This is a genomic window from Nonomuraea sp. NPDC005650, from assembly GCF_040605375.1.
Classification (GTDB): Bacteria; Actinomycetota; Actinomycetes; order Streptosporangiales; family Streptosporangiaceae; genus Nonomuraea.
The window spans coordinates 25,426-37,463 of the sequence record NZ_JBEXCR010000034.1 but is presented as its reverse complement, the minus strand read 5'-3'; the positions used below and the strand labels follow the sequence as shown (position 1 = coordinate 37,463).

The window sequence follows — 12,038 nt, the reverse complement described above, 5'->3', positions numbered from 1 at the left end:
GAGATCCGTCGTGTAGGCTGACTGGCCTGTTCACCCAAGGCTGATTCGCGGCAGCGCCTGGTTGCCGGTAGTGCGGCGACGTCATCCGCGCACTGTTTCGGGGTCCCAGCCGAGCGGCTTGCCGGTATCCAATGCGTCAATCGCGGCCAGATCCGCGGAGGACAGTTGGAAGTCGGAGACGGCGAAGTTTTCCGCAATCCGCGGAGGCGTGACCGACTTCGGAATCACGACCGGGCCAGCCTGCACATGCCAGCGCAGCACGACCTGAGCCGAGGTCCTGCCGGTGCGCTCGGCGATGTCAGCCACGACCCTGTTGCGTGGGGCCGAACCCATGCCCAGCGGCGAGTAAGCCTCGGTAACGATGCCGTGCTCCGCGTTCGCTGTCTCAACGTCGCGTTGCTGGAACGTCGGGTGGTACTCGATCTGGTTGACGGCAGGAACAACGCTGCCATGCTCGATGATTTCCGTGAGATAGCGGGGCGTGAAATTCGAAACCCCGATCGACCGAATCAGGCCCTCGGCCTGCGCCTGCTCCATCGCCTCCCACGCCTCGACCCGCTTGTCCAGTCCGGGGACCGGCCAGTGAATGAGGTAGAGATCGAGATAGTCCAACCCCAGCCGTCGCAGGCTGTCCTCGAGCGCTTGGCGGGCGCGCCCCTGGTCTGAGTTATCCAGCTTCGTGGTGATGAACAGGTCCTCGCGAGGAATGTCGGACTCCCGGATCGCCTGGCCGACGCCGGCCTCGTTGCCGTAGGCCGAGGCGGTGTCGATGTGGCGGTACCCGACCTCCAGAGCCGCCGAAACGGTGCGGACGATATCTCTCCGCGAGACCTGCCAGACACCGAATCCCAGCTGTGGAATGCGATGGCCGTCGTTCAGTGTCACGTTCGGAATGCTCATACTCGACTTTCCTTCTTGGTCTTTCTCACCGGCCACCACTACGGAGCACGCCTTCGAAAGCATGTGAGGGCTCTTCCCGATCGCGTAGGCCGGCGTGCCAGGAACCCACGGCTTCGCGCCAGCCAGGGCTGTTCGGGCGCTCAGCGCGAGCCGGACCCTTCCCGTGATCCGGTTGCGCAGTGCCCGCAGGCGCCCGCGTGCGGCCCCCGGTCCAGGGGTGGGCGGTGTCAGGGCTTGAGAAGGGCCTTGATGGCGCGGCGCTCGTCCATGGCCTTGTAACCCTCGGCGACCTGTTCCAGCGGCAGAGCGAGGTCGAAGACCTTCCCGGGGTTGATCGCCCCGGTCAGCACGCGGTCGATCAGGTCGGGCAGGTAGCGGCGCACGGGCGCGGGACCGCCACGCAGGCCCACCTGGGAGAAGAACAACTCCTGCCCGTCAATGGCGACCTCGTGGGGAACGCCGACAAAGCCGACGTTCCCGCCCGGGCGTGCCGAGCGCAGGGCCTGCTGCATGGCCTGGGCGGTACCCACGCACTCCAGGACCGCGTCGGCGCCGATGCCGCCGGTCAGCTCCTTGATCCGGGCGACGCCCTCCTGGCCGCGCTCGGTGACGATGTCGGTGGCGCCGAACTCCGTGGCCAGCTTCAGCCGGGGCTCATGGCGGCCCATCGCGATGATCCGCTCCGCGCCCATCTCCTTCGCCGCGATGACCGCGCACAGGCCGACCGCGCCGTCGCCGACCACCACGGCGGTGCAGCCGGGGGTGACCTCGGCGGCGTCGGCGGCCCACCAGCCGGTGCCCATGACATCGGAGACGGCCAGCAGGCCGGGCCACAGCTCCTCGTCCGGCACCTGGTCGGTCGCGACGAGGGTGCCCTGGGCGTTGGGGATGCGCACGTACTCGGCCTGGCAGGTGCTCATGAACTCGCGGTTCAGGCAGTTGGACTGGAAGCCGTTGCGGCAGTTCGCGCAGGTGTTGTCCGAAGTTGCGAACGAGCCGACGACGAACTGGCCGGGCCGCACCGCGGTGACCTGGTCGCCGACCTCCTCCACGAAGCCGACGTACTCGTGACCCATCGGGTGAGCCTGTTCGGTCGGCTCCAGGCCGCGATAGGACCACAGGTCCGAGCCGCACACACAGGTGACGGCCGTCCGGATGATCGCGTCGGTCGGCTCGAGGATCTTCGCATCCTCCAGAGTCTCGAAACGCACATCGCCGGGGCCGTGGATCACTGCTCCACGCATCAGGATTTCCTTACATGTATAGGTGTCGTGCCTAGTTGTTCGATCGCGGCGTCACCCGCGGCATTCGCTGAAGGCGCGGGTACCCGCCGCACTCCAGGAAACCGGCATTTCGCGGCGGCTACCAGTTACCGTCGAAGGGTGTACCGCCAGTACACCCCTCCCTGCCTGACCAGGCCGTACGCTCGCAGTGTGGACAATCGTGACGAGGTCCGCGAGTTCCTCACCTCGCGGCGAGCGAAGATCACCCCGGCCCGGGCCGGCCTGCCCGCCGGATCCCGGCGGCGCGTCCCGGGCCTGCGCCGCAGCGAGGTCGCGGCCCTGGCCGACCTGAGCGCCGAGTACTACGCCAAACTCGAACGAGGCCACCTCGCCGGCGCCTCCCCAGCAGTGCTCGAAGCCGTCGCCCGCGCCCTGCAACTCGACGACGCCGAACGCGCCCACCTCCTGCACCTGGCCCAGGCCGCCGAAGGCTCCGATGTGCTCACCCGCCCCCGGCGCCGCGCCGCCCGGCCGCAGACACTCCATCGCAGCCTGCAGTGGACCCTGGACGCGATCACCGCCGGGCCCGCCCTCGTGCAGAACAGCCGCATGGACGTGCTCGCCGTCAACCCACTCGGCCGCGCGTTCTTCGCCGACCTCTACGCCTGTCCGGACAACCAAGAGAACCTGGCCCGCTTCGCCTTCCTCGACCCCACCTCCCACCGCTTCTACCCCGACTGGGGACCGTTCGCGGACATGTGCGTGGCCATCCTGCGCACCCACGCCGGCCGCAACCCCCACGACAAAGAGCTCCACGACCTCGTCGGCGAACTCTCCACCCGCAGCGACGAGTTCCGCACCCGCTGGGGCTCGCACAACGTCCGCCAGCACGGCACCGGGACCAAACGCTTCCACCACACCGCCGTCGGAGAACTCACCCTCGCCTTCGAGGGCCTGCAGATGATCGCCGACCCCGGCCTCACCCTCACCATCTACACCGCCGAACCTGGCTCCCCCTCCGAAGAGGGCCTGCGCCTGCTCGCCTCCTGGGCAGCCACCCACGAAGCCCTGACTCCCACGGAGCCGCTGGCAGCGGACTGACGGCCCGCCCATCCACGTGCAGCAACGCTCCTGTATGCGCTGCGCGCGTTCGAGAATTTCTATACCGAACACAAGTCTCATCGGGCTCTCGGCAGGCTGCTCCGCTTCGACCACTCGTTGATCCCGGCATCGACTTCGCCTCGATCGCCTTGTTGGATATCCGCCGACGTGATCGGTGTGGAGGTGACCTGAAGGAATATCCACACGCGGCTTGACCTGGCCGGATGATAGATCAGCACCCGCAGTCTCGACCAGAGCTTGGACGGGTCTGCGATCAAGCCGGGTGCGTCACGCCCGGCAACCCTTCCCTCGGACACTTCTGTTGGGTGTCGTTTGGGTCTGGCTTTGTGGTCCGGCCTGGGGCGGCAAACATCCGACATCGCAAACCGGGACAGTTCGCTCTCGTTATGGACCCACAGATACGCCGGACACGTGCCGAAGAGCATGTGACGAGCATGAACTCGGCCGTTTTCGCCTTGCTGAAGACGGTTGAGAATCGAGAAAGTGCGGGTCGGATGGGGTGTGAGGTGGTAGGGCGCCCGGGGCTCGAGCCCGGAACCTACGGATTAAAAGTCCCGAAGCTCTGTTCCTGCATGCCAGAGTGTGCCGCATTCTGTCGCGCGGGTCCAGAAAGTGTCAGTGCGGAAGCGTTGAATTTGGACATATATGCACGTAGCGATCGCGGCGATTTCTTCGTGTATGTCGCGATCTAAAACCGTGTGCTGCTGCTGGTTGCTCGGTTGCGCGGTTCGGAATCCGATGCCGGTTTGACCAAGATTTGGCCTATCGGGCTGTCCTAACTCGGCCTTTCTGGCCGGTATTTGGATAAGTGACAGGGATGATTCGCCCGCCAGATCGGGGCGTCTGATGGTGACCGTACAGCCCAGCCACTTCACCGAATCTCGATGCCGTGCCTCCTCGCGCCGGTTGGAGCCGCCGCCATGCGGTCAGCGCGGGGCTCTTGACGTCTGGCCGGCTTCCTACGACCGGGACAAGCAGTAGCACATCCTCACATCCCACGTTCGGCCAGTGCGTGGGCCGGGATATGTGACCAGCGGATATCGCTTGACGCGGGCGGTGAAGGTGGGCGTCGATACCGACCGCCCCGACCAATCGATGGCCCCCACCGTCCCGCTGCCGCCCCTACGGGCCTGTGGGCCGATAGGGGGTCGTCATTCGGCCTGGGGCGTGGCATACCCGACCCCGGGGTCGCTGGGCTGTGACCCGCGCGGGGATCGGTCCGGTGCGCAAGGCCGCTGGTGGCGTCCTGTCGGGCGATACCGCATCGGCGGTGTTCGGCGGCGGGGCGGGGTGGGCCGCAGGAAGTGCGGCGTCCAGCAAGCGGCGACGCGAGGTCAGTGAACAAAGGGAAGGCTCGACAGCGACGATGAATGGAACCACCTTCAAGACGTGTTCCTGCCGGGATGTGGCGACGGGGAGGAGACTGGGCAAGGCCTGTCCGAAGCTGCGCCGTCCGGGCGGCGGGGAGTGGTGGAGCAGCACCCATGGCCGGTGGGCCTACCAGCTGGAACTGCCCCCGCACGCCGACGGGCGGCGGCGTAACCCGCTGCGCCGCCGGGGCTTTGCCACGCTGGAGGAGGCCGAGGCCGAACTGGAGCAGGCCGGGGCGCTGCTGGCGCTGGATGAGGACCCGTACATCCAGCGGAAGGTCGCCGAGCTGATGCTGTCGGTGCTCAAGGACACCAAGGCGCTGCCGCCGGTGGAAGAGGTACGGCGCAAGGTCCGCACTCGACAGGACCTCAATCGCACGGTGACCGTGGCCGAGTGGATGCAGGAGTTCCTGCGGCGCAAGCGGAAGATCGACGCCACCACCCGCCGCTCCTATGAGGCGCACATCCGTCTGTACTTCACCCTCTACCTGGGTGATATCCGGCTGGATCGGCTGCGGGTATCGGATGTGGCGGGCATGTTCGATGCGATCGAGGAGTTCAACGACGTCATCACTACCGCCCGCGCCGGCGGCGATCCCGAGGAGCGAGCCAAGGTGCGGTACCGGCGGCCGGTCGGCCCGGCTACCATGCATCGAATCCGCGCCACCCTGCGGCACGCGCCGAACATTGCGATCAAGCAGGATCGGCTGATCGACTTCAACCCGGCCGCGGTGGTCGAACTTCCCGATGTCGAACGTCCCAAGGCGCTGGTGTGGACCGATGAGCGGGTCGCCGCCTGGAATCGCGACCTGCAGGACCGGCTCGATGTCGAGGAGCGGCGGCGTGGGGCCCGGCTCAGCCGGCCCAGCATGATCAACGTGTACGCGTCCGTGCCGAGGCAGTCGCCGGTGATGGTGTGGACGCCCTCGCACGCCTTCGCCTTCCTCGCCCAGGCGGCCACCCACCGGCTGTCCGCCCTGTATAGGTTGATCGCCTTGCGTGGGCTGCGTCGGGGGGAGGCGGTCGGGCTGCGCTGGAAGGATGTCGACCTGTCCGCCGGGACGGCCGGGGTGCACTGGCAGATCACGCAGCTAGGCTGGGAGCCGGTACAGGGCAGGCCGAAGAGCGAGGCCAGCGACCGCATTATTGCGTTGGATGAGGACACCGTCACCGCGCTGCGTGCGCATCGCAAGCGCCAGGCCGCCGAGCGGTTGATCGCGGGCGAGGCCTGGACCGACAGCGGGTTCGTCTTCACCGACGAGATCGGCCGGCCGCTACATCCGCAGCAGGTCAGCGACCAGTTCTACCAGCTGGCCTTCCAGGTGGGGCTGCCGCCGGTGCGGCTGCACGACCTGCGCCATGGCGCGGCCTCGCTGATGCTGGCCGCAGGAGTCGATCTGAAGGTCGTGCAGGAAACCCTCGGCCACGTCTCCTCCACCTTCACCCGCGACACCTACACCAGCGTCTACCCCGAGGTCGCCCGGGCCGCCGCGGAATCCACCGCCGCCCTCGTCAACACCGCAGCCGCGGGCGCCCAGGCGGCCCGCCTGATCACCCTGCCGACGTCCGGCTCTGGGACGTCGGGGACGGTACGGACGTATGGGAGATCCTGCGGGTCCCGCACGGCCGGTGGTCCACCGCGGCGGCCTTCAGCCCCGACGGGTCCCTGTTCGCCACCGTCGCAGACAAGATCATCCAGTTGTGGGAGCTGTCTGATTGATCTCGTACGGACCGAGATCCGCCGCTCCTGCTCGCCGGCCGCCGGCACCCCCCCCGACCTGCCCGACCTCGTCAGGACCGCGTCGAGACACACGCCGCGTCCAATGTGAGTCACGTCTCATCCGCGGGCCGTTACGCCGGATGCGCGGCTGGTGTCTCAATGCCGAGTCCACAACACGAGGGAGACAGGATGAACGGGAACGTCGAGGTGGTCGTGGTCGGCGGCGGGTACGCGGGTGTGATGGCGGCCAATCGCCTGGCTCGGCGCGACGGCGTGTCGGTGACCCTGGTCAATCGACGTCCCGACTTCGTCGAGCGGATCCGCCTGCACCAGCTCGCGACCGGCTCCGACGACGCGGTCGAGGGCTTCGGCGAGGTTCTGGGCGGGAACGTCCGGCTGGTGGTCGACGCCGCGACCCGGATCGACGCCGCCGCGCGCCGGGTGTCGCTGGCGGGCGGTGGCACGGTTTCGTACGACTACCTCATCTACGCGGTGGGCAGCGGTGCCGCCGATCCCGGCGTGCCCGGAGCGGCGGAGTTCGCTCATTCGGTGTCGGACCTCGAGGGGGCGCGACGACTGCGGTCGGCGCTGGCCGCGACGCCCGCGACGGCTCCGGTGACCGTGGCCGGAGCCGGCCCGACCGGTATAGAGACCGCCGCCGAGCTTGCGGAACAGGGCCGCAAGGTCACCCTGGTCTGCGGCGACGTGCTCGGCCCCTACCTGCATGCCCGGGGCCGCCGCCCGGTCGCCCGCCGGCTCGCCGAGCTGGGTGTGACCGTGCTCGAAGGTCCCCGCGCGACGGTGACGGAAGTGACCCGCGACGCCGTCCGGCTCGACGACGGCCGCGAGTTGCCCAGCGCGGTGACGATCTGGACCGCGGGGTTCCGGGTCCCGGACCTGGCGGCCCGCAGCGGGCTGCGCACCGACACCGAAGGCCGCCTGCTGACCGACGCGACGTTGACCAGCGTGGACGACGTGCGCATCGTCGCTGCCGGGGACGCGGCGGCGATGACGGACCGGCCATTCCGGATGAGCTGCCAGGCCGCCGTGCAACTGGGCGCGGGGGCCGCGGCCACGATCCTGCGCAGGATCGGGGGGAGAACACCCGCTCCCGTCCGGTTGATGTTCGCCGGGCAGTGCATCAGCCTCGGCCGGAACGAGGGCGTCACCCAGTTCTCCTACCTGGACGACCGGGTGAACGCGCTCCACATCAGCGGGCGGCTCGGTGCCAAGGTCAAGGAGTTCGCCTGCCGGTTCCCCCTCGACCAGTTGGCGTCCGGGGCACGCAAGGCCGGTTCCCGCGCAGCCCTGCAAACGCCTCAGCCGGAACACCGCACGACGCCGCCATCCCACCTGGCCTGATCAGCGGGGAGGCTGCTGTCTGTCTTCAGACCGGGTACATTTCCACGGCCTGTTTCCGGAATGTGGGGCCGACCGCGAGAGAGCGAAGCGCACGACATGAACGACCACCTCACCGACCCCGCTACCAGGGCCTTCGTCGCCCACCGCGACCTGCTGTTCACCGTCGCCTACGAGCTGCTCGGATCGGCGGCGGACGCCGAGGACGTCCTCCAGGAGGCCTGGCTACGGTGGGTCAAGGTCGACCTGGCGCAGGTGCAGGACCAGCGCGCCTACCTGGTACGGATCACGACCCGGCAAGCACTCAACCGGCTACGCACCCTCAAACGGCGCAAGGAGGCCTACGTCGGCCCCTGGTTGCCCGAGCCCCTGCTCACCGCGCCGGACGTGGCCGAGGACGTCGAACTGTCCGAGAACCTGTCGCTGGCACTCATGTTCGTCCTCGAAACCCTCTCACCGACCGAACGCGCCGTCTTCGTGCTGCGCGAGGTCTTCGACATCGGCTACGACGACATCGCGGCCGCGATCGGCAAGAGCCCCGCCGCCGTACGCCAGCTCGCCTACCGCGCCCGCCGGCACGTCGACGCCCGCCGGCCGCGCACACCGGCTTCCCCGGAAGAAGCCCGGGCAGCGCTGAGTTCGTTCCAGACCGCGCTCGTGACCGGCGACCTGCAGGGGCTGCTCGACGTGCTCGCCCCGGACGTCGTCTTCGTCAGCGACGGGGGCGGCCTCAGACTGGCGGCCCTGCGGCCGGTCGTCGGCGCCGACAAGGTGCTCAGTTACATGGCCGGCAGTGTCGGCAAGGCCGGCGGCACCTTCACCGGCGAGTCCACGACGGTCAACGGCAACCCCGGACTCATCCTGCGCCTGGACGGCGTGATCGACGGCGTTCTGGCCCTGCGCGTGGAGAACGCCCGCGTCACCGGCCTCTACTACGTCCGCAACCCCGAAAAGCTCACCCGCGTGGAGTCCGAAACCCCCCTCACCTCCCGCTGACCGTCCCCGCGACCCGGTCGGCCGGACCGTCGAGTCGACTTGAAGGTCCAGCACGATGTTCAGGCTCAGCCTCCCGGTCGAGACGGGCGTTGATCAGGGCGTCGCCGAGAGGCGTGCGGGCGTACAGGACACTGCGGCCGGTGCGGGTGCCGGCGATCAGGCCCGTGCGGCGCAGCGCCGCCACGTGTTCGCCCGTGGTGCCCAGGCTCTGTCCGAGCAGCGCGGCGAGCTGCGTGGTCGTGGCGGGTTCGGCGAGCTCGGCGAGGATGCGTGCCCGGCTGCGCCCGATGAGCTGCGAGAGGTCCGCGTCGGGAGCCGGCAGCGCGGCCGCGGTCCCCCTGGCGGGATAGACCAGCGCGTACGGCCACGCGTCCGCCAGATAGGCGCCGACGCCGCCCGTGAACGCGGAGGGCAGGAAGAGCAGGCCCTTGCCGCCGAGCCGGTGGGTGCCGCTGGAGTACATCTCGATCTCGATCTGGCCGCCACGCCGCCAGTGGACGCGGGGGCTGAGGTCCTCCAGCGCCGCCGCCCAGCCGTAGGCCGCCAGCCGGCCCGCGCGCTGCGCGACGTCCCGCTGCAGGATCGCCCGCAGGCGCGGCCACTCGTGGGACAGGATCTCGGTCCAGAGCGCCTCGTAGGCGTCGGCGAGCCGTTCGACCACGTACGGGCCCAGCAGCAGCTCCCGGAACGGGCCGGTGACGGGCGGGCGCCCGGCCAGCGCACCGGCGATCTCCGCGTGGGCCTGCGCGGGCGACGTCGCCCGCATGGCGGCCAGTTCGTCCTCGAAGGGCACGTCTGTCGCCGTCGGCGGCGGGGCGATGAAGTCGACGTTCGCGTTGCCCCTGTTGCCGCTGATCAGCGCGACGGCCCGCAGGGCGAGGTGCTCGCGCTCCAGCATCCGGTACGTCGCGCGCCACCGGGCGACCCACGGCCCGTGCACGCCCGCCTCCACGCGGCCCGCCAGCACCCACTGCGCGTGCATGGCCTCGACCAGCGGGGAAATCGCGAACCTGCTGCTCACCAGGTCCTGCGGGGTGACCTCGATCGTCGTAGGCACCTTTCGGTTATATCCGAAAATATCGCGTGATGGTGGGCGGGTCCGCAGCATCGGATGCGTGAAGAGCGCGACGTTCGGCGAGGTGTTCGCCGTCAGGGAGTTCCGGGTGCTGTTCGGCAGCTTCGTGCTGCTGATCGGCGGGGACGTGATCAAGATGCTGGCCCTGTCCGTGCTGGTGTACGCGCGGACCGGCTCTCCCGGGCTGTCGGCCGCGGCGTACATGGCCGGGTGGCTGCCGTTCATCCTGGGCGGGCTGTTCCTGCTGTCGCTGGCCGATCGGGTGCCACCGCGGGCGTTGATGATCGCGGGTGAGCTGGTCAGGGCGGTGACCTGCCTGGTGCTGGCGTACGCGGGGCTGCCGGTGTGGGGGCTGCTGGCGCTCGTGCTGGTCACCGGGCTGTTCTCGCCGGTGTTCTTCGCGGCGCGGGCGGCGATGTTGCCCGAGATTCTGCCAGGGGACGCGTTCGTGCTGGGGCGGTCGGTGCTCAACGTGGCCTCGGCGGGCGCGCAGATCGTGGGGCTGGCGGCGGGGGGCGCGTTCCTCGGCTTCGCCGGGCCCTCCGGGGCGCTGGCCGTCACGGCGGTGCTGTCGCTCGCGGCCATGGTGGTGCTGCGGGTGTGGCTGCCGCGCCGGCCCGCACGGGGTGCGGACCAGGAAACTCGGGGCAGTGCGGTACGGGAGACGCTCCGCGTGAACCGGCGCCTGGTGGCCGACGGGCGGGTGCGCGGTTTGCTGCTGGCCGGCTGGCTGCCGTGCGTGTGCCTGGCCGGGGCCGAGGCCATGGTGGTGCCCTACCTGGGCGGGCAGGGGCAGGCCGGGGTGGTGCTGGCGGCGGCCGCCGGTGGGATGGCGGTCGGGGAGTTCGCGGTCGGGCGCTTCGCGGCGCCCGCGGTGCGGGAGCGGCTGTCGTTGCCGCTCGCCGTGCTGCTGGGGGTGCCCTGGATCGGGTTCGCGCTCGGGCCGGGGATCGGGTGGGCCGCGGTGCTGGCGGCGGTGGCGGCGGCGGGGCTGGCCTACCAGCTGGGACTGCAGCGGCGGTTCGTGGACGCGGTGCCCGAGGACGTGCGCGGGCAGGCGTTCGGGCTGCAGTCGGCCGGGCTGATGACCGGCCAGGCGGCGGGCGCCGCTCTGGTCGGCGTGCTGGGCGAGGCGATCGGGCCCGGGCCGGCGATGGCGGTCGCGGGCGGCGGGGGCATCCTGGTGGCGCTGGCCCTGGCCGGCGTGCTGCGCCCGTCGCCCGCACCTCAACCGGTGGGATAGTTCGCGAGGAACGCCGAGACCGGCGGGCGGCTTTCGAGAGGGAGGCCGCCCGCCGGCCGCGATCACGTGTCCTTGCAGCCCTTGCCCTTGCCCGGCTTCGGGCATTCCGGTGCGGCCTTGACCAGCATGAACCTGGCCGTGCCGACAGCCGAGGTGTTGCCGGCCTTGTCGGTGGCCCGGTAGGTCACGGTGTGGGCGCCCGGCTGGCTGACGGCGAGGGGACGCGCGTACACCGCGTACGGCTGGCCGTCGAGGGAGTACTCGACCTTGTCGACCCCGGACTCGGCGTCGGCCGCGGTGAGCGTCACGGTCGCGGAGCCGACGTAGTTCCAGGCCCAGTCCATGCTGCCGGTGATCTGCGCCGTCACCTGCGGCGGGGTGGTGTCCTGTCCCGGAGGGGCCGCAATGGTGAACGTCACCGAGCCCAGCGGCGAGGTGTTGCCGGCCTTGTCGGTGGCCCGGTAGCGCACGGTGTGCGCGCCCGGCTGGTTGACCGACACCGGAGCCGAGTACGCCGTGAAGGCGCCGTTGTCCAGGGAGTGCTCCACCTTGTCGACCCCGGACTGGGTGTCGGTCGCGGTGAGGGTCACGGTCGCGGAGCCGACGTAGTTGCCGTCGTCGTTCCGGTCACCGGTCACCTGGGCGGTCACCTGCGGGGGAGTGGTGTCCTGTCCTGGAGGGGCCACCACGGTGAACGTCGTGGTGCCCGGGTCGGAGGTGTTGCCGGCCTTGTCGGTGGCCCGGTGGGTCACGGTGTGGGCGCCCGGCTGGCTGACGGCGAGGGGTTGCGCGTACACCGCGTACGGCTGGCCGTCGAGGGAGTACTCGACCTTGTCGACCCCGGACTCGGCGTCGGTCGCCGTGAGGGTCACGGTCGCGGAGCCGACGTAGTTGCCGTCGTCGTTCCGGTCGCCCGTCACCTGGGCGGTGACCTGCGGGGGAGTGGTGTCCTGTCCTGGAGGGGCCACCACGGTGAACGTCGTGGTGCCCGGGTCGGAGGTGTTGCCGGCCTTGTCGGTGGCCCGGTACC

Annotated in this window: 8 protein-coding genes and 1 pseudogene; 5 read left to right on the top strand and 4 right to left on the bottom strand. The window is 69.9% G+C overall.

The window, feature by feature from the left end; genetic code table 11:
- Positions 1–81: 81 nt before the first annotated feature.
- Both ABZS69_RS44910 and ABZS69_RS44905 read right to left on the bottom strand, forming a co-directional pair.
- The gene (locus ABZS69_RS44910; RefSeq protein ID WP_355383928.1) at positions 82–900 is read right to left on the bottom strand and encodes an aldo/keto reductase; all 819 of its coding nucleotides are present in this window, start codon (positions 898–900) and stop codon (positions 82–84) included.
- 227 nt (positions 901–1,127) lie between these two features.
- Complete coding sequence (locus tag ABZS69_RS44905) at positions 1,128–2,144, bottom strand: zinc-dependent alcohol dehydrogenase family protein (protein WP_355383925.1); 1,017 nt, start codon at positions 2,142–2,144, stop codon at positions 1,128–1,130.
- A 189-nt stretch (positions 2,145–2,333) separates the two neighbouring features.
- Between ABZS69_RS44905 and ABZS69_RS44900 the strand changes: the two genes are divergently transcribed.
- The 4 genes from ABZS69_RS44900 (at position 2,334) to ABZS69_RS44885 (ending at position 8,690) form a co-directional block, all read left to right on the top strand.
- Complete coding sequence (locus tag ABZS69_RS44900; RefSeq protein WP_355383922.1) at positions 2,334–3,224, top strand: helix-turn-helix transcriptional regulator; 891 nt, start codon at positions 2,334–2,336, stop codon at positions 3,222–3,224.
- A gap of 1,219 nt (positions 3,225–4,443) precedes the next feature.
- The gene (locus tag ABZS69_RS44895) at positions 4,444–6,444 is read left to right on the top strand and encodes a site-specific integrase (RefSeq protein WP_355383919.1); all 2,001 of its coding nucleotides are present in this window, start codon (positions 4,444–4,446) and stop codon (positions 6,442–6,444) included.
- Between the two features lie 80 nt (positions 6,445–6,524).
- Positions 6,525–7,697 carry an FAD-dependent oxidoreductase gene (locus tag ABZS69_RS44890; RefSeq protein WP_355383916.1) on the top strand — a complete coding sequence of 391 codons (1,173 nt, stop codon included), beginning with the start codon at positions 6,525–6,527 and terminating at the stop codon, positions 7,695–7,697.
- Positions 7,698–7,793: 96 nt separating this feature from the next.
- A complete protein-coding gene (locus ABZS69_RS44885; protein WP_355383913.1) occupies positions 7,794–8,690 on the top strand; it encodes an RNA polymerase sigma-70 factor in 897 nt (298 codons plus the stop codon).
- Here the strand turns inward: ABZS69_RS44885 and ABZS69_RS44880 are convergent.
- Entirely contained in the window at positions 8,677–9,747 is a 1,071-nt protein-coding gene (locus tag ABZS69_RS44880) for a DUF5937 family protein (RefSeq protein WP_355383910.1), read from the bottom strand. The genes ABZS69_RS44885 and ABZS69_RS44880 overlap by 14 nt on opposite strands.
- A gap of 58 nt (positions 9,748–9,805) precedes the next feature.
- Between ABZS69_RS44880 and ABZS69_RS44875 the strand changes: the two genes are divergently transcribed.
- Entirely contained in the window at positions 9,806–11,008 is a 1,203-nt protein-coding gene (locus tag ABZS69_RS44875; RefSeq protein WP_355383907.1) for an MFS transporter, read from the top strand.
- Positions 11,009–11,070: 62 nt separating this feature from the next.
- Here the strand turns inward: ABZS69_RS44875 and ABZS69_RS44870 are convergent.
- Positions 11,071–12,038: pseudogene (locus ABZS69_RS44870) on the bottom strand (hypothetical protein); the annotation flags it as partial.

Excerpts from the sequence above, each read along its gene's own strand:
- ABZS69_RS44905 (WP_355383925.1), bottom strand. The coding sequence starts at position 2,144 with ATGCGTGGAGCAGTGATCCACGGCCCCGGCGATGTGCGTTTCGAGACT.
- ABZS69_RS44890 (WP_355383916.1), top strand. The coding sequence starts at position 6,525 with ATGAACGGGAACGTCGAGGTGGTCGTGGTCGGCGGCGGGTACGCGGGT.
- ABZS69_RS44885 (WP_355383913.1), top strand. The coding sequence starts at position 7,794 with ATGAACGACCACCTCACCGACCCCGCTACCAGGGCCTTCGTCGCCCAC.
- ABZS69_RS44910 (WP_355383928.1), bottom strand. The coding sequence starts at position 900 with ATGAGCATTCCGAACGTGACACTGAACGACGGCCATCGCATTCCACAG.